The organism is Limimaricola soesokkakensis (assembly GCF_900172345.1).
Lineage (GTDB): Bacteria > Pseudomonadota > Alphaproteobacteria > Rhodobacterales > Rhodobacteraceae > Limimaricola > Limimaricola soesokkakensis.
Genome location: NZ_FWFY01000002.1, coordinates 418,283 through 438,083, shown reverse-complemented (window position 1 = coordinate 438,083; position 19,801 = coordinate 418,283). Strand labels below are relative to the sequence as shown.

The following is a 19,801-nucleotide window of genomic DNA, read 5'->3' as shown; positions in this document are numbered from 1 at the left end:
CAGGGCCACCGGGAAAAAATGATTAGGGGGTGGAAGCCAAGCTTCCACCCCCGGGGGCGATGCGGCAACTGGGGCAAGAGCCGCATCTCTGCTCGACCGTTTTACCGGACGGCAATTCTGTAGCCGCGATCGCGCAGGCACTGCGTGTCGTAGCCGGAGGTGATCCGGCCCTCCTCGCGGCCCGTCACGGCGCAATCGAGCGGAAAGCTGCGGGCCAGCACCGGGTAATCGTCGAGGCAGTCGCCATCGACCAGCGAGGCGGATTCGAAGCCGCTTTGCTGCCGGCGCAGGCAGGCGAAGGGAATCTCTCCCGTGGCGACCGGGGTGGTCGTCTCGGGCAGGGTCTGCGCAGAGGTCGTGGCCGGCTTCCAGTCGCGCAGCAGATCCGGGGTCACCTCGTCGCGCGGTATCGGCGGCAGCGCCTCGGGTGCCGGGGCCACCGGGCTTCCCTGCGCTTCGAGCCGGGCACGCGCCTCGGCGCGGCGCCGCTCTTCGGCGGCCCGGGCGATCTCGGCGAGCCGGGCCTCCTCGGCCTGGCGCACAATCTCGGCGCGGCGGGCCTCGGTTTCGGCGCGTTCGCGTTCGGCCGCCAGGGCCTCTTCGCGCGCGACTGCCTCGGCGCGGGCCTGCGCTTCGGCCTGGGCCCGGGCCTCGGCCTGCGGATCGCTCAGATCGAGCCCGAACTCGCGCGCGATGGCTTCGATCCCGGAGCCCCCGCCCTGCCCGGCGATGATCGCGCTCAAGGCGCCCAGCGCCGCGCGGGTGCGGACATCGGACTCGCTTTCGCGCTCTTCTTCCTCTTCGCGGCGCTCCAGCTCGCGCTTCAGGCGCTTCTCGGCTTCCTTGCGCTCTTCCTTGGCAGCCTTGCGTGCCTCCTTGCGCTCCTCCTTGGCCTCCTTCTCGGCGGCCTTGGCCTTCTTCTCGGCGCGCTCCTTGTCCTTGTCGCGCTGCTGCTTGGCGGCGGCACCGATTACGCCGAGCGCCACCAGCCCGCCGATCAGCCGGCCCATGCTCGCATTGTCGTCCTGCGCCATGACCGGCGCGGGGGCGAGGCCGGACAGCCCGAGCGATAGCGAAAGCGTTGCGGCGATGAGGCGTCGTGCCATGTCGGTCTCCGTCATGCGGCTCCCGGCGGAGCGAATACCCTGCTGCCGGCCGATCGTGCGGGGCCGGGTGGAGGCAGGTCTTGTGAGGCAAAGTTGGGCCGATTGCTCCGTCAGGCAATAACGCGGCGTCCCGCGGGGCGCGTTATTGAATAGCGCCGGGCCGCGCCGCATGGTGAAGCCCATGAAAACCCTCGCCCTCACCCTCTCATTCATCGTCGTCGGCGCCGCATCGGCGCAGGCGGCCTGTTACGCCGATTACAAGGCCAAGCGCGACGATCCGCTCAGGCTGCATTACGGCGTTGCCGAAATCTCCTCGCCATGCGACCAACCCGACGCCGCCGCGGACGAACTGCGCCCGCGGCTCGGCTCGGATGGTTGGAAGCTCCTTGCCATCGTGAGCCTGTTCGGCGACGAGGGTCTGGAGAAAAGGCGGGACAGTGCAGGCGATTACTTCCTCCGCTACTGAGGCGCGACAAGCAGGCAACAAGATCGTCACCGCGGGACTCGCGGCAATCGCGCTGTTGCTGATCGGCGCGGCGATCCTGCTCTTCGTCAACCTGCCCGACGCCAATGCCTTCAATGCCCGGGTCGAACGGCTCTTCGTCGAGAATGACGACCTGACCGCGCAGGCCGAGATCAAGCTCCTTGAGATCCTCGCGCAGTCGGGCACCGCCTTTTCGGAGGTGCTGTCGAGCTACCGCTTCGTGATCTTCGTGCTGCTGACCTTCGCGATGGCGATGCTGGTGGCGGCGGTGGCGTTCCTGCTGATGCTGATCCAGCTCAACCGCCGCATGGGCCGGATCGAGCGCAAGGGCATCGAGGTGAACAGCCTCGTCATCAACCGCGACCAGAACGCGGTGCATCTCAACGATTTCGAGTTCAAGCTGACGCCGGCGGCGATCGAGACGCTGTCGGTGCTGGCCGAGGCCCGGATGGATGACGAGGTGCTCTCGGGTTCGGAAATCGAGGCGGTGATCTCGGGCCGCTCCGCCGCCGATTGCGACGAGGCCGCCGGAGCCACGCGGATCAAGCGGTTGCGCGATACGCTGGGCAACCAGCTGGTGAGCGAGCTTCTGGTGAAGAACATCGCCAAGCGCGGCTACGTGCTGGCGATCGACAAATCGGTGATCCGGATGCAGTGAGGCCGGGCCCTCGGCCCGCGTTCTCGATCCTGCCTCAGTCGCGCATCAGCCGCGCGTATTCCGCCTCGGGCACGCCGTAGCAGCCGCCGACCATCTCTTCGAGGCCGCGGCGGTTCAGGATGCGGATCTGCCCGCGCGTGGCCCGCACCAGCCCCTGCCCTTCGAGAATGTGCAGCGACACGGTGACGCCGGCGCGGCGCACGCCGAGCATGATCGACAGGAAATCATGCGTCAGCATCACCTCGTCCCCGTCGATCCGGTCGTGACACATCAGCAGCCAGCGCGCGAGCCGGGCATCGAGCTTGAGCTTGGCGTTGGCCAGAGCGGTATGCGCGGTCTGCACCGACAGCGTATGGCAATAATGCAGCAGCCGCTCGCGCAGCGGCTCCTGCTCGAGCGCGTCGCGCAGCCGGTCCGCCTCGAGCCGGTAGCCGGTCCCGGCGATTTGCACCGTGGTCTGGTGCGGCGACCGGTCGGTGCCCATCACCACCATGGTGCCCGACATCCCCTCGCGGCCGACCAGCCCCGCCTCGATCTGGGCATTGCCCTCGCCGTTCATCGCCACGATGGAGATGACGCCACCTGTCGGGAAATAGATGTGCTCGACCGGTTCGTTGGGCTGCTCGATCACGAGGCCCTGCGGCAGGCTGACGGGTTCGAGATGGGCGAACATGAGGTCGGCAAGCGCTGCGGGCATCCGGGCCAGCAGCTGGTTGCCTTCACCCCGTGTACCTTTTTCCTCGACCTTCATCGGCGCCTTCTCGTCGCGGGCGGTCGCACGACGCTCGTCGCAGCCCCGGCGGATGCATCCCGTATTCGTCCTTGCAACCGCCATACTGTGCTACTGCGCCGTAATAATAAACGCCAGTAACCCAAGAGGTTCCGTGCGGAGCCGCACAAAGTTCGAACATCGTGTCAGTCCATGGTGACCCCGGCAGGACTCGAACCTGCAACCTATCCCTTAGGAGGGGATTGCTCTATCCAGTTGAGCCACGGGGCCACGGCCCCTTCCATGCCCGGCTTTGCCGGGCCCGTCAACGTCGCTTGGACAAGCCCGGCGTCGCATCCTATAGCTCGTTCCGTTCTCCCCCACCGGACCCGTTGCCATGACCATTCCGCCCCGCCGCCCCCTCACGCTCCGCGACGTCTCGGAGGCGTCAGGCGTGAGCGAAATGACCGTGAGCCGGGTCTTGCGCAACAAGGGCGACGTCAGCGAGGCGACCCGGACCAAGGTGCGCGCCGCCGCCAAGAAGCTGGGCTACGTGCCGAACCGGATCGCCGGATCGCTGGCGTCGAGCCGGGTCAATCTGGTCGCGGTGATCATCCCGAGCCTTGGCAACATGGTCTTTCCCGAGGTGCTGTCTGGCATCTCCGAGACGCTGGCCGGGACCGGGCTGCAGCCGGTGGTGGGGGTGACGGATTACCTGCCGGACACCGAGGAGCGGGTGCTGTTCGAGATGCTGTCCTGGCGGCCCTCGGGGGTGATCATTGCCGGGCTGGAGCACACCGAGGCGAGCCGGGCGATGCTGATGCGCGCCGAGATCCCGGTGATCGAGATCATGGATACCGACGGCGCGCCGATCGATGCCTGCGTCGGCATCAGCCATCGGCGGGCCGGGCGCGAGATGGCCGAGGCAATCCTGCGCGAGGGTTATCGCCGGATCGGCTTTCTCGGCACCAAGATGCCGGCCGACCACCGGGCCCGCAAACGCTTCGAAGGCTTTACCCGCCATCTCGCCCGCGCCGGCATAGAGATTGCCGACCAGGAATTCTATTCCGGCGGCTCGGCGCTCAAGAAGGGCCGCGAGATGACCGAGGCGCTGCTCACCCGCACGCCGGATCTCGATTTCCTGTATTTCTCCAATGACATGATCGGCGCGGGCGGACTGCTGTGGCTGCTCGAACAGGGCATCGACATTCCCGGGCAGATCGGACTCGCCGGCTTCAACGGGGTCGAGCTTCTCGACGGGTTGCCGCGCCAGTTGGCCACGATGGATGCCTGCCGCCGCGAGATCGGTCGCGAGGCGGCACGGATCATCGCGGCGCGCTGTGCCAACCCGTCCGAGGGCGGTGCCGAGCGGGTCGAACTGACGCCGCTGATCGCCCGGGGCGACACGCTGCGGCGTCACTGAAAGCCTCCTCCGGCCAAAAACGGACGTACGAATCGGCACTTATGTGCAGTTCGGCCGATCTTTGCTTCGCATACGGCGCGATTCGGCATAGCCTGTTATCCACAGGTCGCTTCCGGGAATGAGCGGCCCGGACGGGGGAGTGGTTTGCCGTGACCAAGATGCCGCTGCAGTTGTCGGCGCGCGAAGTCGACATGTTCATCGGATTTCTCGATGACGGCTTCTGCACCTGCGAGATGATCACCGACAGCGAGGGTCAGCCGGTCGATTACAGGTTCCTCCAGATGAACCCGCAATTCGAGGAGATGACCGGCCTCTATGGCGCCAAGGGGCGTACCGCGCTCGAAATGGTGCCGAACCTCGAAACGTTCTGGATCGAGACCTATGGCCGGATCGCCCTGAATGGTGAATCGCGGCGCTTCCAGCAGGGCTCGCTCGCCATGGGACGCTATTTCGACGTCTACGCCGCGCCGATCGAGCCGCATGGGCGCTTCGCGATCCAGTTCAGGGACATCACCGAAACCAAGCGGATCGAGGCGGAGCGCGAGGCGGCGCTGAGCGAGGCGCAGCAATTGCTGGCCGAGCTGAACCACCGGGTGATGAACAGCCTCGGCACTATCTCCTCCATTATCTCGATGGAATCGCGGGCCCGCGCCGAAGGCGAGGGACGCGAGGCGCTGCGCCGGATCGGGGCACGGGTGCAGGCCGTGGCCAGCCTTTATCGCCGGCTCAATGCCTCGGGTTCGATCGACACGGTGTGTTCGCGCGACTACCTCGACAAGATCGTGGAAGGGCTGTCCGAATCGATCGGCAGCGACAGCGTCCTGCTTGAACCCCGGATCGCGCCGATGAAGCTCTCGACCCGGATCGCGGTGCCGCTGGGGCTGATCGTCAACGAACTGGTGACGAACAGCCTCAAATACGCCTTCGCACCTGGCGGGACGGGCAAGGTCATCGTGGCGCTTGAAGAGCTGCAGGATGGAAAATTGCAACTCACGGTTGCGGACGACGGCTGCGGGCTTGGCGCGGATCGGCGCTCGGACAGCGGCATCGGTCAGCAGCTCGTGCATGCCTTCGCCACGCAGCTCGGCACCACCCCGGTGATCGAGAGCGGCCCTGGCGGCACCACGGTGACATTGCGGTTCGACGACTGAAACAGGCCGGGTATTGAAGAGGTGCGCTGCACTGCGGCATGACGCGCATTGATGACGAGGCCGGGCAGCACATCGGGAGGGGCACGATGCCGCGGTAGGGGAAGGCATGCGCTCCCGCCCCGTCCGCGATCGATGATCCTGGAGTGATCAGTGGTGAGCCGTGCAGGATTCGAACCTGCGACCCACTGATTAAAAGTCAGTTGCTCTACCAACTGAGCTAACGGCCCACTGGGCGGCTAACTACGGTTAGTGGCCGGGGGGGTCAACCGCAAAAATACGCTTTTTCTGGATAAAGTTCGCGGGCTTTGCTATGGGCCCCGCCATGCAGGACAACAGCCCCCTCCCCGGCCTGCCGTTCATGAAGATGCACGGCCTCGGCAATGATTTCGTCGTCATCGACGCGCGCCGAGGGGTGCCGGAGATGACGCCCGATCTCGCGCGCGCCATCGCCGACCGCCATCGCGGCGTCGGTTTCGATCAGCTGGCGACGATCCATCCGAGCGCGGATGCCGACCTGCATCTCGTCTTCTGGAACGCCGATGGTTCGCGTTCGGCGGCCTGCGGCAACGCCACACGCTGCATCGCGGCATGGGAAATGGCGCGCAGCGGCAAACCCGCGCTCGACCTCACTACCGAGCGCGGCCGCCTCGCCGCCCGCGACGCCGGAGACGGGCTGGTCGCGGTGAACATGGGACAGCCGCAGCTCGACTGGCGCGAGATCCCGCTGGCAAGGGAGGTGGATACGCTGGAGTTGCCGATCGAAGGCGCGCCCACTGCCACCGGCATGGGCAATCCCCATTGCAGCTTCTTCGTCGCGGATGCCGAGGCGATCGATCTCGACAGTTTCGGCCCGCCGCATGAGCATCACCCGCTGTTCCCGGAGCGCACCAACGTGCAGGTGGCGCAGGTCACCGGGCCCGATCGAATCCGCATGCGGGTCTGGGAGCGCGGCGCCGGGCTGACGCTGGCTTCGGGCTCGTCCTCATGCGCCGTGGCCGTCGCCGCCGCGCGGCGCGGACTTACCTCGCGCGCCGTCACCATCGATCTCGACGGCGGCACGCTTCACATCGACTGGCGCGAGGACGGGGTCTGGATGACCGGCCCGACCGCGCATGTCTTCGACGGAGTCTGGAGGCTCTGATGGACCGCCCCGAATCTTCCAAGGCACCGATCTTCACCACCATGGGCTGCCGCCTCAACGCCTACGAGACCGAGGCGATGAAGGATCTCGCCGCGCGCGCCGGGGTCGAGGATGCGGTGGTGATCAACACCTGCGCCGTCACCGCCGAGGCGGTGCGCAAGGCGGGGCAGGAAATCCGCCGACTGCGGCGCGAGAACCCGACGGCGAAGATCATCGTCACCGGCTGCGCCGCGCAGACCGATCCCAAGCGCTTTTCCGACATGGAAGAGGTCGACCTAGTCATCGGCAACACCGAGAAGATGCAGCCCGAAACCTGGAAGGGCATGGCGCCCGACCTGATCGGCGCGACCGAGCCGGTGCAGGTCGACGACATCATGTCCGTGACCGAGACCGCTGGGCACCTGATCGACGGCTTCGGCAGCCGTTCGCGCGCCTATGTGCAGGTCCAGAACGGCTGCGATCACCGCTGCACCTTCTGCATCATTCCCTTTGGCCGGGGCAATTCGCGCTCGGTGCCGGCGGGCGTGGTGGTCGAGCAGATCAGGCGGCTGGTGGATCGCGGCTATGAGGAGGTGGTGCTGACCGGCGTCGACCTGACCTCCTGGGGCGCTGACCTGCCCGCGCAGCCGAAGCTGGGCGATCTGGTGATGCGCATCCTCAAGCTGGTGCCGGATCTGAAACGGCTGCGCATTTCCTCGATCGATTCGATCGAGGTCGACGAGAACCTGATGCAGGCGATCGCCACCGAGAAGCGGCTGATGCCGCATCTACACCTGTCGCTACAGCACGGTGACGACCTGATCCTCAAGCGGATGAAGCGCCGCCACCTGCGCGACGACGCGATCCGCTTTGCCGAAGAGGCGCGCCGGCTGCGGCCCGACATGACCTTCGGCGCCGACATCATCGCGGGCTTTCCGACCGAGACCGAGGCGATGTTCGAGAACTCGCTGAAGCTGGTCGAGGAGTGCGACCTGACCTGGCTGCACGTCTTTCCCTATTCGCCCCGCCCGGGCACCCCGGCGGCACGGATGCCACAGGTGAATGGCCGGGCGATCAAGGCGCGCGCGGCACGGCTGCGCGCCGCAGGCGATCTGGCGGCGCAGGCGCATCTGGCGGCGCAGGTCGGGCGGACCCACCGCGTGCTGATGGAAAGCCCGCACATGGGGCGGACCGAGCATTTTGCCGAGGTGGATTTTGCTAGTGACCAGCCGGAAGGGCGCATCGTCGAAGCCACGATCACCGGGGTCTCCGGCACCCGCCTCATCGCCTGAGCGGCGACCCCGGTTCGTCTTCTCGTAAATACGCAGATCTCTTCCGCTTCAGACCGGCGCACATGCCGTGACGGGGTGCCATGCGTATTTGAGGAAAGATGAACCAAGGGGCGCGCTCTCCGGGTCGGCCTTGCGCGTGGCGGGCGCCGCTGCTTGACTGCGCGGGCCAACCGGAGCGTTCCACATGAAACTTCTCACCTCCCCCGCCTCGCCCTTCGCGCGCAAGGTCCGCGTCGTCCTGCGCGAGACCGGGCAGGCCGAACAGGTCACCGAGATCGCCGCCGCGACCGATCCTCTCGGCGATCCGGTCGATGTGATCCATGCCAATCCGCTGGGCAAGATCCCCGCGCTGGTGCGCGATGACGGGCCCGCGCTTTATGACAGCCGGGTCATCACCCGCTATCTCGATGCCCGCGCCGAGGGGCGGCTCTATCCCGAGCGTCGGATCTGGGAGGTGCTGACGCTCGAGGCGACGGCGGACGGCATCATGGACGCGGCGCTCGCCATGGTGCTGGAGGCCCGCGTCCGGCCTGAAGGCCAGCGCTCCGAGAAATGGGTCGCCGGCCAATGGCGCAAGGTCGAGCGCGCGCTCGACGCGATCGAGGCGCGCTGGATCAGCCATCTCGAAGGTCAGGTCGACATGGGCCAGATCGCCGTGGCCTGCGCGCTGGGCTATCTCGATCTGCGCCATGCCGCGCGCGACTGGCGCGCCGGGCGCCCGCAGCTCGCCGTCTGGGCCGAGCGCTTTGCCACCCGCGAGAGCATGATCGCCACCGCCCCGCCCGCCGCCTGAGGCGGGCGCCGGCCGGGTCGCATCAGAAGTTGAAGCTGACGCCGAGATTGAGCGCGTTGGTCACGATATCCGATTCCAGCGTGCCGCCGCCGACCAGATCGGCCTCGTTCTGGGAATAGGTGCCCTTGTACTCGCCGAACACCGAGACCCGGTCGCTGAACTCGTAGCTCGCCCCGGCCATCAGCGCCACCGCCGGACCGGTGATCTGGTATTCGTCGGTGCGGCCTTCGCCGTCATCATATTCGACCCGCGGCGCCGCGATGCCGAGACCGCCGCCGACATAGGGCGTCAGCCCGTAGGCGGCATCGGGGAAGCGGCGATAGGCGTTGAGGGTCAGGATGTTCAGCCCGTCGGTGAATTCCAGCGTCTCGAGCCCCTGCTCGGCGAGGGTATCATCGTCGGCATAGACCTTGGTGTGGTTCAGATCGACGCCGAAGCCGAGATTGTCCTCGCGCCACCAGGTCGCGCGCAGGCCGTAATAGGGCGGCGCGTCGAAGGAGTTGCCGTCCCAGCCGGCGGTGAAGTCGCGGTCGTTTGCGGTGCCGGGCCGATCGACGTCGACGCCCGAATGCGGCGCGCCCTGGACACCGCCATAGAAACTCAGCTCGACCTCGGCATTGGCCAGGGCGGGGGCGAGGATCAGGAGCAGCGGCGCGGCAAGGCGGAACATCGGATGCGGCTTTCGAACAGGCGGTGGCGGAGGAGCGGAATCGGGAATAGCGATGCGCTACTATCACCCGGATTTGGGATCTGCGGAGTCAAACCGCAACGTAACGGCAATTCACATCGGCGTTGTCGCTTTCGCGCAACGCGACGCGTGTCTTCCCGCCCCTTGTCGGGCCGGATCACACGGCATAGCTGCCTCCGGCTGCGCGGTATTGTCCGCTGGACGGGCGCGGGATTGATGGCTAAACAGCGCGAAAACGCCAAGCGGGTCACGGCCCGCGGTCTTTTGCCGTCCGGGCGACGCCGCCCCAGCCATACCGGAGATCCACCCCCGTGTCACACGCAGACGATCATCAGGGCACCCGCCGCGATTTTCTCTACTATGCCACCGCCGGGGCGGGCGCCGTCGTCGCCGGTGCCGCGGTCTGGCCGCTGGTCAACCAGATGAACCCCTCGGCCGATGTCCTGGCCCTGGCTTCGATCCGGGTCGACGTCTCGGGCGTCCAGCCGGGCACCCAGCTGACCGTGCTGTGGCAGGGCAAGCCGGTGTTCATCCGTGCCCGCACCGAGGCGGAGATCGCCGCCGCGCGCGAGGTCGATGTCGACTCGCTGCCCGACCCCGTTGCCGGCAACGAGAACCTCGCCGGTGCCGCGCCCGCGACCGATGAGAACCGCGCCCTCGACGAGACCGGCACCTGGCTCGTGCAGATGGGTGTCTGCACCCATCTGGGCTGCGTGCCGCTGGGCGAGCAGGGCGATTTCGGCGGCTGGTTCTGCCCGTGCCACGGCTCGCATTACGACACCGCCGGGCGCATCCGCAAAGGGCCCGCGCCGAAGAACCTGCCCATTCCCGTCGCCGAATTCGTCGACGAGACGACCATCAAGCTCGGCTGAGGAGACCTCTGATGTCCGGTATTCCGCACGATCACTACGAACCCAAGACAGGCGGCGAGCGCTGGCTCAACAACCGCCTGCCGGTCCTCGGCCTGCTCTACGACACGCTGATGATCCCCACGCCGAAGAACCTGAACTGGATGTGGATCTGGGGGATCGTCCTCACCTTCACCCTGGCGCTGCAGATCGTCACCGGCATCGTGCTGGTGATGCACTACACGCCGCATGTCGACATGGCCTTCGCCAGCGTCGAGCACATCATGCGCGACGTGAATGGCGGCTTCATGCTGCGCTACATCCACGCCAACGGCGCATCGCTGTTCTTCGTGGCGGTCTACGCGCACATCTTCCGCAGCCTCTACTACGGCAACTACAAGTCGCCGCGCGAGGTGACATGGATCATCGGCATCCTGATGTACCTGCTGATGATGGGCACCGCCTTCATGGGCTACGTGCTGCCCTGGGGCCAGATGTCGTTCCACGGCACCGCGGTGATCACCGGCCTGTTCGGCGCGATCCCCTTCGTCGGTGAATCGATCCAGACCTGGCTGCTGGGCGCCTCGGCCGTCGGCCAGCCGGCGCTGAACCGCTTCTTCTCGCTGCACTACCTGATGCCCTTCATCCTGGCGGGCCTGACCATCGTGCACATCTGGGCCTTCCACTCGACCGGCAACAACAACCCCACCGGGGTCGAGGTGCGCCGCACGTCGAAGGAAGAGGCCAAGCGCGACACCCTGCCCTTCTGGCCCTACTTCGTCATGAAGGACCTGTTCGCTCTGGCGATCGTGCTGATGATCTTCTTCGCCATCGTCGGCTTCATGCCGAACTATCTGGGCCACCCCGACAACTACATCGAGGCGAACCCGCTGGCGACGCCCGCGCACATCGTCCCGGAATGGTACTTCCTGCCCTTCTACGCGATCCTGCGCGCCTTCACCGCCGACGTCTGGGTCGTGATGTTCGCCAACTGGGTGACCTTCGGCATCGTCGACGCCAAGTTCTTCGGCGTGCTGGCGATGTTCGGCGCCATCGCGGTGATCGCCCTCGCGCCGTGGCTCGACACCTCGAGCGTCCGCTCGGGCCGCTACCGGCCGATGTTCAAGTGGTGGTTCGCGCTGCTCGTCGTCGACTTCTTCGTGCTGATGTGGGTCGGTGCGATGCCGGCCGAGGGGATCTATCCCTACATCTCGCTGATCGGCGCCGCCTACTGGTTCGGCTACTTCCTCGTGGTCCTGCCGCTGCTGGGCGTGATCGAGAAGCCGCTGCCGATCCCGGCGACGATCGAAGACGACTTCAACGCGCATTACGACCCCAAGACCGGCGGCACCCACACCGCCGTCAAGCCGGCCGAGTGAGAGAGGCAAGACAGATGCTGAGAACCGTCACGCTGGCCGCGATCGCGGCGATGGGCCTTGCCGGCACCGCCATGGCCGCCGAGACCGAAACCCACATCACGGATTACGACTTCCCCTATGAGGGTCCCTTCGGGGCCTTCGACCAGATGCAGCTGCAGCGCGGCCTGCAGGTCTACACCGAGGTCTGTGCCGCCTGTCACGGGTTGCAGTACGTCTCCTACCGCACCCTGCATGACGAGGGCGGCCCCGGCCTGCCCGAGGACCAGGTGCGGGCCTATGCCGCGCAGTTTGAGACCTTCGACGAGGAGCTCGACGATTTCCGGCCGGCGACCCCGGCTGACCACTTCGGCAAGAGCGCCATGCCCGAGGCGCCCGACCTGTCGCTGATGGCCAAGTCGCGCGCAGGCTTCTCCGGCCCCTACGGCTCGGGCCTCAACCAGCTGTTCAAGGGCATGGGCGGACCGGAATACATCGCCTCGCTGCTGACCGGCTACGAGGAAGCGCCGGCCTGTGCCCCCGAGGACTTCCCGGGCTACTACAACGTCGCCTTCGCGGCCGGCGGCTACCCCGAGGAATGCATCGACGAGGAGGGTCACCACGTGGCGCCCGGCTCGTGGATCGCCATGCCGCCGCCGCTCCTGGGCGACGACGTCGTCTACGAGGACGGGCACGAGGCCTCGGTGGTCGAGGAGTCGAAGGACGTGACCGCCTTCCTGATGTGGGCGGCCGAGCCGAAGATGATGGCCCGCAAGCAGGCCGGCTTCACCGGCGTGCTATTCCTCGGCCTTCTCGCCGTGCTGCTCTACTTCACCAACAAGCGGATCTGGTACCGCGCCAAGTACGGCCCGCGCGACGAGTGATCGCAGGGCCATGACGGCAAACGGGGCGTCCCTTCGGGGGCGCCCTTTTTTATGCGCGGGTCCGTGAGTTTCTCGGCCTCGGAAGACGGACAAGAGCGCGCCCTGTCGCGTTCACGCGTTTCAACACAAACGCATGATGCAGCATCGGCACTGGCGCGATGGCGGCAGAGGTCTCAGCGTCCCAGATAGCTCCTGAGCGCCCGCGGCGGGTCGGCCAGCAGCGGCCCTGCCGCCTCGGGCGTGGCGGCGACGCCATCGTGGACGAGGACGATATGGCTGGCGATGCGCGCGGCGTCCTCGGGCGCGTGGCTCACCATCAGCAGCGTCCGCCCCTCCCCCGACAGCACCTCGCGCGCCAGGTCGAGCATCTCCATCCTGAGCCCCGGCCCCAACGCCGCGAACGGCTCGTCGAGCAGCACCAGCGCGCGGTCCATCAAAAGCGCCCGCGCCAGCGCCGCCCGGCTCTGCTGGCCGCCCGACAGCGCCGCGGGTTTCCGCGCCCCCATGCCGGCAAGCCCCACCCGGTCCAGCACCTCGGCGATCCGCTGGCGCGAGCCGGCGTCGAGCCGCCCGCGGGGGTCGAGCCCGAGCGCGAGATTGCGCTCCACCGTCAGATGCGGGAACAGGTTGTTGTCCTGAAACAGGATCGAGATCGGCCGCCGCGCCGGGGGCAGCGCGGTCAGCTCGTGCCCGTTCCAGGAGACCCGACCGGATGTGGGCGCGAGAAACCCCGCGATCACCGCCAGAAGCGTCGACTTGCCGCCGCCCGAGGGACCCATGACCGCGCAGACCGCGCCGTCGGGCAGCGCCCAGTCCGCCCGCAGCTCGAAATCTCCCTGCCGGATCTCCAGCCCCTCAAGACGCAGCATCGACGCGCCCTCCCCTGTCGAAAATCCAGAACAGCGCGAGGCTGAGCGCCAGAAGCACCAGCGCCACACCCGCCGCCTGCTCCATCCGGTAGGCCGCCATCAGCCGCACCATCAGGAGTGGCAGCGTCGCCTCGCCGTCGCCCGCGAACAGCGCGATCACGCCCAGATCCCCCATCGACAGCGCCCCCGTGAGACCGGCGGCAAAGCCCAGTGGCCGGCGCAGGCGCGGCAGGATCAGCCAGCGCAGCCGGGCCCAGCCGACAAGCCCCAGCGAGGTCGCGAGCCGCCCATGCGCGGTTTCGGCCTGCGCCAGCGCAGGAACCAGCACCCGCGCCGCGAAGGGCAGCGCCATCGTCGCGTTGACCAGCCCGGTAACCACCAGCGCCGCGTCACGCGGCGCGACCACCGGGTAGAGCAGCACGAAGAGACCGGTGCCCATCACGAGGCTGGAGGCCGCCAGCGGCAGCAGCATCGCCAGTCGCGCCAGCGCGCCGCCGCGCAGCGCGAGGGCCAGCGCCATGGCCAATGTCAGCGCCGTCGCACCCAGCGCCACCGCGATCGATCGCAGCGCCGCGCCCCAAAGCCCCTCCGGCAAGTCGAGCAGGCCCGGCGCGCCGCGCGCCACGATCATCGCCAGCGGCGCCATGAGGAACAGCGCCGCCAGCGCGACGGCCACTGCATCGCGCATCCGCCCGCCTGGCTCGAACCGCTCGACCACCCGGTCGAGCCCGGCACCCAAGGCGTCGGGCGCGCCTGCCGCGCGCACCATCAGCGCCGCTGCCAAGCAGAGGCCGAACTGCACCATCGCCAGCACCGCCGCACGCCCCAGGTCGAACTCGAATCGCACCGCCTGGTAGATCGCCAGTTCCACGGTGGTGGCGCGCGGCCCACCGCCCAGGGTCAGTGCCACGGCAAAGCTGGTCAGGCAGATCAGGAAGATGACCGCGAAGGCCCCCGGCGCCACGGCGCGCAGCATCGGCCATTCGAGCAGCCGGCCCACCGGCGCGCCGAGCGAGGCGGCAAGGCGAAACCGCTCGGCCGGGATCGAGAGCCAGCCCTGCAGGATCAGCCGCACTGCCAGCGGCAGGTTGAAGAAGACATGCGCCAGCACCACACCGTGCCAACCATAGACCGAAACCGGGCCCAGTCCCACGAGCGCCAGCGCGTCGTTGAGGATGCCGCCGCGCCCGAACACGCCGATCAGCCCGATCACCGCGACGATCACCGGCAGGATGAAGGGGGCACCCAGCAGCGTCACCAGCGCCCCCCGCCCGGGGAAGCGCCGCCGCGCCAATGCCCGGGCCACCGGCACGGCGAGCGCTACCGACAGCGCCGCCGAAAGCGCGGCCTGCCAAGTGGTGAACCAGATCGCCGAAAGATCGGCGGGGCCGAGGCTCAGCGCGAAACCGGCCCGCCAGGCGACCGCGGCGAGCGTGCCCAGCGTCAGTCCCAACACCAGCCCGGCGGCGACGCCGCCCGCCCAGCGCGTCGGGTTGCCCCCCCGCCACTGCGCGGAGGGCGCTGCGCCCAGGCCCGGCGTTATCGCGACATCCCCTGCCGCCAGGCCTCGATGGCCGGTGCGCGCAGCGCGTCGGCCTCGTCCTCGGGCAGCCAGATCGCCTTTTCGGGCATGTCGAGTTCGCGGAAGCCTTCAGGCCATTCGGCCTCGGGCAATGCCGCCGGGTAGGACCAGTTAGAGGTCGGGATCAAGGACTGGAAATCGGCGCTGACCACGAAATCCATGAATTGCTGCGCCAATTCGGCGTCATCGGTGCCCTTGAGCTGGGCCGCCAGCTCGATGGTCATGTAATGCCCCTCGTCGAAGATCGCGGCCGAAACGGTGTCATCGGCCTCGGCGATCGCGTGATAGGCGGGCGATGTGGTGTAGCTCAGCACCATGTCGACCTCGCCCTCGGTGAACAGGCCATAGGCTTCGGACCAGCCGGGCGTCACCGTGGTGATCTTGGGCGCGAGTTCGGCCCACTTGGCCTCCGCCTCGTCGCCGAACACCTCCTCGGCCCACAGCACCAGCGACAGGCCCGAGACCGAGCTGCGCGGATCTTGGATCGCGATGCGCAGGTCGTCGGGCGCCGCGACCAGCTCGGCGAAGCTGCCCGGCACATCCTTCAGCGCCTCGTTGTCGTAGACGAAGGCAAGATAGGACCAGTCGAAGGGCAGGAACACCGCGTCGTCCCAGTCGATCGGCAGCGTCAGGGCGGCGGTGTCGACCCCATGCGGCGCGAAGAGCCCGGTCTCGCGCGCCTTCTTCATCTCGGTGGAATCGAAACCGATGGCCACGTCGGCCTCGGTGCGTTCGCCCTCGAGCAGCAGGCGCGGCAGCAGGTCACCGGTCTGGTAATCGAGCGTGCAGCCGCAACGCGCCTCAAAGGCCTGCTTGATCGCCGGGCCGGGCCCCCATTCGGAGGCGAAGTAGTCAGGCGCGTAGACGGTGAGGGTCTTGTCCTGGGCGATCGCCGGCAGGGCGGCGAGCGACAGGGCGAGACCCGCGATCAGGCGATGGTGCATGGTCATCCTCCGATGCGGGCGAAGAGCAAGGAGGACATCGGTCCGCTACCTTCCCTCCGCCGGTGTGATCCGGTTCAGGTTCAACGGGTCCGCGCGATGCGCATCTCAGCCATTGGCTCCCCGAGGTGCGCCGGACACTAGGGCATCGGGGGCCACGCGCAAGCCCCCCGGCCTTTCCCCCGGGTCCGCGCCGCGCTACACCGGCCCCGCCACAAGGAGAGCGCCCATGTCCCTCAACAGCTTCGGCCACCTGTTCCGCGTCACCACATGGGGCGAAAGCCACGGCCCCGCGCTCGGCGCCACGGTCGATGGCTGCCCGCCGGGGGTCGAGATCCGGGAAGAGGAGTTGCAGGTCTGGCTCGACAAGCGGCGCCCGGGACAGAACAAGCACACCACCCAGCGCCGTGAGCCGGATGCGGTCGAGATCCTGTCGGGCGTGTTCGAGGGCAAATCCACCGGCACGCCGATCCAGCTGATGATCCGCAACACCGACCAGCGGTCCAAGGATTACGGCGACATCGCCGAAACCTTCCGGCCCGGCCATGCCGACATCGCCTATCACCAGAAATACGGGCTGCGCGACTATCGCGGCGGCGGACGTTCGAGCGCCCGGGAAACGGCGGCACGGGTCGCGGCAGGCGGCGTCGCGCGTGCAGCGCTGGCGGCGCTGCTACCCGAGCTGAAGATCACCGGCTACATGGTGCAGATGGGCGAGAAGGTGATCGACCGCTCGAAGATCGACATGGAAGAGATCGCGCGCAACGACTTCTGGTGCCCCGATGCGGCCGCGGCGGCCGAATGGGCCGACTATCTCGATGCGCTGCGCAAGGACCACAACTCGGTCGGCGCGATGATCGAGGTGACGGCCTCGGGCGTGCCCGCCGGCCTCGGCGCGCCGGTCTATGGCAAGCTCGACACCGATCTTGCGGCCGCGATGATGTCGATCAACGCCGTGAAGGGGGTGGAGATCGGCGAAGGCATGGCCGCCGCCGCCCTGACCGGGCGCGACAATGCGGATGAGATCTTCATGGGCGCGAACGGGCCGGAATATGGCTCGAACCATGCGGGCGGCGTGCTGGGCGGGATCAGCTCCGGACAGGATGTGGTGGTACGCTTCGCGGTAAAGCCGACCTCGTCGATCCTGAGCCCGCGCCGCTCGATCCGCATCGATGGCAGCCCCACCGAGGTGGTCACCAAGGGACGACACGATCCCTGCGTCGGCATCCGCGCGGTGCCCGTGGCGGAGGCGATGATGGCCTGCGTGCTGCTCGATCACTACCTGCTCGATCGCGGCCAGACCGGCAGCGCGCGCGGCCGGATCGGCTAGAGCCGGACCCTTGCAAGGGTCCGGACCGATCTCTTGGAAGAGATCGGAAACAGGCCGCCGAGGCTGTGCCCAGCGGCCTCACCGCGTCGCGGTCGCGAAGGGCTCAGATCCAGTAATATGGCGCGCCGTAATGGGCATAGGTCGCCTCTTCCCAGCGGCGGTCCTCATACCAGCGTTCGGGCCGTTCCGGCGCCCCCTTGAGCTGGCTTTCGGTGATGTCCGTACGGTAGCCGTTCAGCCTGGTGTCGTATTCGAGCTTGGCCCAGGGGATCGGGTGATGCTCCTCGCCCATGCCGAGAAAGCCGCCGAAACCCATCACGGCGTAAGTGATCTTGCCGGACTTCTTGTCGATCACGAGATGGTCGATATGGCCGATCTTCTCGCCGCCGGCGCCGTAGACCTCGGTACCGTTGACCCGGTCGGACGAGATCGTGGAATGTCTGTCGCTGTAGTCGAACATGATGTCCTCCTGTGCTGTGCCGGTAAAACCGACAGCGCCGCTCGGCTGTTCCACAGGCTGCATCGATGCGCCGGTTTTCGCTTGTAAGATGCGGCCGCACCCGACCGGCCCTACACTTATCGGCACGATTGGCACGCAAAGGTAAAGGGCCGCCACGAGGGCGACCCTTTCCTGATCCGCAGCGCGCCGCGAGGGCGCGAGAAGCGATCACTCCTCGTTGACGCTGTCCTTGAGCGCCTTGGCGATGGTCATCTTGACCACCTTGTCGGCGTCCTTCTTGATCTGCTCGCCCGTGGCCGGGTTGCGGACCATGCGCTCGGGGCGCTCGCGGCAGTAGATCTTGCCGACGTTCGGCAGGGTCACGGCGCCGCCCTGCGACACTTCACGGGTGATGATGGCGACCAGCGCGTCCAGATGGGCGCCGGCGGTCTTCTTGTCGCCGCCGGTCTCGTCGGCGATGGCGCTGACGAGCTGCGCCTTGGTCATCGGTTTGGCCATTCGAGGTCTCCTTGCCACAGCCCGCTCGGGGCTTGTCCTTGCACCGCTTGGCGCGGCGTGTTGCCTAGACCCACAATGAAACAAGCGTCATTGCAAGCAAAAACCGCTGTTTCCTTGCGGTATCGGCGGGTTTCAGAGGAAAGCCGTCTCTTCGAAGCTACGCAGCTTGCGACTATGGATGCGTTCCAGCGGCATCTCGCGCAGCCGTTCCATCGCCCGGATCCCGATCATCAGGTGGCGCGCCACCTGTGTCTTATAGAAATCCGAAGCCATGCCCGGCAGCTTCAATTCGCCATGCAGCGGCTTGTCCGAAACGCAGAGCAGCGTGCCGTAGGGCACCCGGAAGCGGAAGCCATTGGCCGCGATGGTCGCGCTTTCCATGTCGAGCGCCACGGCACGCGACTGGCTCAGACGCTGCACCGGACCGGACTGGTCGCGCAGTTCCCAGTTGCGGTTATCGATGGTGGCGACGGTGCCGGTACGCATGATCCGCTTGAGTTCATAGCCCTCTAGGGCGGTGACCTGGGCCACCGCGTCCTCGAGCGCGATCTGGATCTCGGCCAGCGCCGGGATCGGCACCCAGACCGGCAGGTCGTCGTCGAGCACGTGATCCTCGCGCAGATATCCATGCGCCAGAACGAAATCGCCCAACCTCTGGCTGTTCCTGAGCCCGGCGCAATGCCCGACCATCAGCCAGGCATGCGGCCGCAGCACCGCGATGTGGTCGGTCGCGGTCTTGGCGTTCGAGGGGCCGACGCCGATATTGACCAGCGTGATCCCCTGCCCATTGGCGCGCTTGAGGTGATAGGTCGGCATCTGCGGCATCTTGGCCGGGATGTGCATCGCCCCCTCGGGGTCGCGGATCACCTGATTGTTCGGACCGACGAAGCTGGTGTAGCCGCTCTCGGGATCGGCCAGCACGTGGCGGGCATAAGCCTCGAATTCCTCGACGTAGAACTGGTAGTTCGTGAACAGCACGTGGTTCTGGAAATGCGTCGGATCGGTCGCCGTGTAATGCGCCAGACGGGCCAGCGAATAGTCGATCCGCTGCGCCGTGAAGGGCGACAGCGGCCGCGCCCCGTCGGGATAGGTGAAGCCGTTGCCGTTGACGATGTCGTCATGGGTGGTCGAGAGATCCGGCACGTCGAACACGTCTCGTAGGTGGAAATCCATCGCCCCGTCCTGCGGCACCGTCACGCTCGCGTCATTGGCCACCGCGAAATGCACCGGCATCGGCGTCTCGGAGGCGCCGATCACCACCGGCACGCCGTGGTTCTCGATCAGGAGCCGCATCTGCTGCATCAAGTAGTTTCCGAACAGCTCCGGTCGGGTGACGGTCGTGGCATAGGTGCCGGGCTCGGCCACGTGGCCGAAGCTCAAGCGGCTGTCGGCCTGCGCGAAGGTCGCGGTCGAGAAGCGGATTTCCGGATAGAAGGCGCGGAACCGGGTTTCGGGCACGCCGCCCCGCAACGTCTCGGTGAATCTCTCGCACAGGAAGCGCGAGGCCGTCTCGTAGATCTCCTTGAGACGCGCCAGCGCCGCCTCGGGATCGGTAAAGGCCTCGGCGGCGGGGCTGGGGGGCGTCTGGATCTTCAGCGTTCTCTCCATAT

Annotated in this window: 20 protein-coding genes, 2 tRNA genes and 1 riboswitch; of the genes, 11 read left to right on the top strand and 11 right to left on the bottom strand. The window is 67.3% G+C overall.

The window, feature by feature from the left end; all coding sequences use genetic code 11:
- Positions 1-101: 101 nt before the first annotated feature.
- On the bottom strand, positions 102-1,106 hold the full coding sequence (locus LOS8367_RS04870) for a hypothetical protein (protein ID WP_133056288.1): 1,005 nt from the start codon (positions 1,104-1,106) through the stop codon (positions 102-104).
- 169 nt (positions 1,107-1,275) lie between these two features.
- On the opposite strand from LOS8367_RS04870, the gene LOS8367_RS04865 reads away from it, so the two are divergent.
- Both LOS8367_RS04865 and LOS8367_RS04860 read left to right on the top strand, forming a co-directional pair.
- Positions 1,276-1,572 (top strand): hypothetical protein, encoded by a 297-nt coding sequence (locus LOS8367_RS04865; RefSeq protein WP_370737690.1) that lies wholly within the window; start codon positions 1,276-1,278, stop codon positions 1,570-1,572.
- Positions 1,544-2,248, top strand: coding sequence for a winged helix-turn-helix domain-containing protein (locus LOS8367_RS04860; protein ID WP_207569219.1), 705 nt, complete (start codon positions 1,544-1,546; stop codon positions 2,246-2,248). Before LOS8367_RS04865 ends, LOS8367_RS04860 begins: the two co-directional genes overlap by 29 nt.
- A gap of 34 nt (positions 2,249-2,282) precedes the next feature.
- On the opposite strand, the gene LOS8367_RS04855 is transcribed toward LOS8367_RS04860, so the two are convergent.
- A complete protein-coding gene (locus LOS8367_RS04855) occupies positions 2,283-3,083 on the bottom strand; it encodes a Crp/Fnr family transcriptional regulator (RefSeq protein ID WP_242665501.1) in 801 nt (266 codons plus the stop codon).
- Positions 3,084-3,171: 88 nt separating this feature from the next.
- A tRNA-Arg gene (locus LOS8367_RS04850) sits at positions 3,172-3,248 on the bottom strand.
- Between the two features lie 106 nt (positions 3,249-3,354).
- Here LOS8367_RS04850 and LOS8367_RS04845 point away from each other — a divergent pair.
- Positions 3,355-4,380 (top strand): LacI family DNA-binding transcriptional regulator, encoded by a 1,026-nt coding sequence (locus LOS8367_RS04845; RefSeq protein ID WP_085895343.1) that lies wholly within the window; start codon positions 3,355-3,357, stop codon positions 4,378-4,380.
- A gap of 158 nt (positions 4,381-4,538) precedes the next feature.
- Positions 4,539-5,531 (top strand): histidine kinase dimerization/phosphoacceptor domain -containing protein, encoded by a 993-nt coding sequence (locus tag LOS8367_RS04840; RefSeq protein WP_242665509.1) that lies wholly within the window; start codon positions 4,539-4,541, stop codon positions 5,529-5,531.
- Positions 5,532-5,682: 151 nt separating this feature from the next.
- On the opposite strand, the gene LOS8367_RS04835 is transcribed toward LOS8367_RS04840, so the two are convergent.
- Positions 5,683-5,758 (bottom strand) — tRNA-Lys (locus LOS8367_RS04835).
- Positions 5,759-5,853: 95 nt separating this feature from the next.
- Here LOS8367_RS04835 and dapF point away from each other — a divergent pair.
- The 3 genes from dapF (at position 5,854) to LOS8367_RS04820 (ending at position 8,736) form a co-directional block, all read left to right on the top strand.
- Positions 5,854-6,672, top strand: a complete 819-nt coding sequence (gene dapF, locus LOS8367_RS04830) for a diaminopimelate epimerase (protein ID WP_242665500.1) — start codon at positions 5,854-5,856, stop codon at positions 6,670-6,672.
- Complete coding sequence (gene mtaB / locus LOS8367_RS04825; RefSeq protein WP_085895340.1) at positions 6,672-7,943, top strand: tRNA (N(6)-L-threonylcarbamoyladenosine(37)-C(2))-methylthiotransferase MtaB; 1,272 nt, start codon at positions 6,672-6,674, stop codon at positions 7,941-7,943. The genes dapF and mtaB overlap by 1 nt, the downstream gene beginning before the upstream one ends.
- 184 nt (positions 7,944-8,127) lie before the next feature.
- A complete protein-coding gene (locus LOS8367_RS04820) occupies positions 8,128-8,736 on the top strand; it encodes a glutathione S-transferase N-terminal domain-containing protein (RefSeq protein ID WP_085895339.1) in 609 nt (202 codons plus the stop codon).
- A 22-nt stretch (positions 8,737-8,758) separates the two neighbouring features.
- Here LOS8367_RS04820 and LOS8367_RS04815 read toward each other — a convergent pair whose 3' ends face one another.
- A complete protein-coding gene (locus tag LOS8367_RS04815) occupies positions 8,759-9,406 on the bottom strand; it encodes an outer membrane protein (protein WP_085895338.1) in 648 nt (215 codons plus the stop codon).
- 329 nt (positions 9,407-9,735) lie between these two features.
- Here LOS8367_RS04815 and petA point away from each other — a divergent pair, with 329 nt between their 5' ends.
- From petA to LOS8367_RS04800, 3 genes are read left to right on the top strand one after another with little or no spacing between them, the layout of a single operon-like run.
- Positions 9,736-10,296 (top strand): ubiquinol-cytochrome c reductase iron-sulfur subunit, encoded by a 561-nt coding sequence (petA, locus tag LOS8367_RS04810; RefSeq protein WP_085895337.1) that lies wholly within the window; start codon positions 9,736-9,738, stop codon positions 10,294-10,296.
- An 11-nt stretch (positions 10,297-10,307) separates the two neighbouring features.
- Positions 10,308-11,651, top strand: coding sequence for a cytochrome b (locus tag LOS8367_RS04805; protein ID WP_085895336.1), 1,344 nt, complete (start codon positions 10,308-10,310; stop codon positions 11,649-11,651).
- 14 nt (positions 11,652-11,665) lie between these two features.
- Positions 11,666-12,511 carry a cytochrome c1 gene (locus LOS8367_RS04800; RefSeq protein ID WP_085895335.1) on the top strand — a complete coding sequence of 282 codons (846 nt, stop codon included), beginning with the start codon at positions 11,666-11,668 and terminating at the stop codon, positions 12,509-12,511.
- Positions 12,512-12,684: 173 nt separating this feature from the next.
- Here the strand turns inward: LOS8367_RS04800 and LOS8367_RS04795 are convergent, their stop codons facing one another.
- The 3 genes from LOS8367_RS04795 to LOS8367_RS04785 all read right to left on the bottom strand — a co-directional run bounded on the left by LOS8367_RS04795 (position 12,685) and on the right by LOS8367_RS04785 (position 15,906).
- Positions 12,685-13,380, bottom strand: coding sequence for a thiamine ABC transporter ATP-binding protein (locus LOS8367_RS04795; protein WP_085895334.1), 696 nt, complete (start codon positions 13,378-13,380; stop codon positions 12,685-12,687).
- Complete coding sequence (locus LOS8367_RS04790; protein WP_242665499.1) at positions 13,367-14,836, bottom strand: ABC transporter permease family protein; 1,470 nt, start codon at positions 14,834-14,836, stop codon at positions 13,367-13,369. Before LOS8367_RS04790 ends, LOS8367_RS04795 begins: the two co-directional genes overlap by 14 nt.
- A gap of 83 nt (positions 14,837-14,919) precedes the next feature.
- Positions 14,920-15,906 carry a thiamine ABC transporter substrate-binding protein gene (locus tag LOS8367_RS04785; RefSeq protein ID WP_085895332.1) on the bottom strand — a complete coding sequence of 329 codons (987 nt, stop codon included), beginning with the start codon at positions 15,904-15,906 and terminating at the stop codon, positions 14,920-14,922.
- A 34-nt stretch (positions 15,907-15,940) separates the two neighbouring features.
- A riboswitch (TPP riboswitch) is annotated at positions 15,941-16,039 on the bottom strand.
- A 93-nt stretch (positions 16,040-16,132) separates the two neighbouring features.
- Here LOS8367_RS04785 and aroC point away from each other — a divergent pair.
- A complete protein-coding gene (gene aroC, locus LOS8367_RS04780) occupies positions 16,133-17,233 on the top strand; it encodes a chorismate synthase (RefSeq protein WP_085895331.1) in 1,101 nt (366 codons plus the stop codon).
- A 103-nt stretch (positions 17,234-17,336) separates the two neighbouring features.
- Here aroC and LOS8367_RS04775 read toward each other — a convergent pair whose 3' ends face one another.
- The 3 genes from LOS8367_RS04775 to LOS8367_RS04765 all read right to left on the bottom strand — a co-directional run bounded on the left by LOS8367_RS04775 (position 17,337) and on the right by LOS8367_RS04765 (position 19,799).
- Positions 17,337-17,693 carry a PRC-barrel domain-containing protein gene (locus tag LOS8367_RS04775; RefSeq protein ID WP_085895330.1) on the bottom strand — a complete coding sequence of 119 codons (357 nt, stop codon included), beginning with the start codon at positions 17,691-17,693 and terminating at the stop codon, positions 17,337-17,339.
- 207 nt (positions 17,694-17,900) lie between these two features.
- Positions 17,901-18,191: an HU family DNA-binding protein gene (locus LOS8367_RS04770; protein ID WP_017927686.1), complete on the bottom strand. Its 291-nt coding sequence runs from the start codon at positions 18,189-18,191 to the stop codon at positions 17,901-17,903.
- Between the two features lie 132 nt (positions 18,192-18,323).
- Positions 18,324-19,799, bottom strand: a complete 1,476-nt coding sequence (locus tag LOS8367_RS04765) for an AMP nucleosidase (RefSeq protein WP_085895329.1) — start codon at positions 19,797-19,799, stop codon at positions 18,324-18,326.
- Positions 19,800-19,801 lie beyond the last annotated feature (2 nt).

Coding starts and splice junctions, on each gene's coding strand:
- LOS8367_RS04815 (WP_085895338.1), bottom strand. CDS start 9,406: ATGTTCCGCCTTGCCGCGCCGCTGCTCCTGATCCTCGCCCCCGCCCTG.
- LOS8367_RS04870 (WP_133056288.1), bottom strand. CDS start 1,106: ATGGCACGACGCCTCATCGCCGCAACGCTTTCGCTATCGCTCGGGCTG.
- LOS8367_RS04855 (WP_242665501.1), bottom strand. CDS start 3,083: ATGGCGGTTGCAAGGACGAATACGGGATGCATCCGCCGGGGCTGCGAC.
- LOS8367_RS04805 (WP_085895336.1), top strand. CDS start 10,308: ATGTCCGGTATTCCGCACGATCACTACGAACCCAAGACAGGCGGCGAG.
- LOS8367_RS04795 (WP_085895334.1), bottom strand. CDS start 13,380: ATGCTGCGTCTTGAGGGGCTGGAGATCCGGCAGGGAGATTTCGAGCTG.
- mtaB (WP_085895340.1), top strand. CDS start 6,672: ATGGACCGCCCCGAATCTTCCAAGGCACCGATCTTCACCACCATGGGC.
- LOS8367_RS04770 (WP_017927686.1), bottom strand. CDS start 18,191: ATGGCCAAACCGATGACCAAGGCGCAGCTCGTCAGCGCCATCGCCGAC.
- LOS8367_RS04820 (WP_085895339.1), top strand. CDS start 8,128: ATGAAACTTCTCACCTCCCCCGCCTCGCCCTTCGCGCGCAAGGTCCGC.
- LOS8367_RS04800 (WP_085895335.1), top strand. CDS start 11,666: ATGCTGAGAACCGTCACGCTGGCCGCGATCGCGGCGATGGGCCTTGCC.
- LOS8367_RS04840 (WP_242665509.1), top strand. CDS start 4,539: ATGCCGCTGCAGTTGTCGGCGCGCGAAGTCGACATGTTCATCGGATTT.
- LOS8367_RS04765 (WP_085895329.1), bottom strand. CDS start 19,799: ATGGAGAGAACGCTGAAGATCCAGACGCCCCCCAGCCCCGCCGCCGAG.
- LOS8367_RS04865 (WP_370737690.1), top strand. CDS start 1,276: ATGGTGAAGCCCATGAAAACCCTCGCCCTCACCCTCTCATTCATCGTC.
- LOS8367_RS04785 (WP_085895332.1), bottom strand. CDS start 15,906: ATGCACCATCGCCTGATCGCGGGTCTCGCCCTGTCGCTCGCCGCCCTG.
- aroC (WP_085895331.1), top strand. CDS start 16,133: ATGTCCCTCAACAGCTTCGGCCACCTGTTCCGCGTCACCACATGGGGC.
- LOS8367_RS04775 (WP_085895330.1), bottom strand. CDS start 17,693: ATGTTCGACTACAGCGACAGACATTCCACGATCTCGTCCGACCGGGTC.
- dapF (WP_242665500.1), top strand. CDS start 5,854: ATGCAGGACAACAGCCCCCTCCCCGGCCTGCCGTTCATGAAGATGCAC.
- LOS8367_RS04845 (WP_085895343.1), top strand. CDS start 3,355: ATGACCATTCCGCCCCGCCGCCCCCTCACGCTCCGCGACGTCTCGGAG.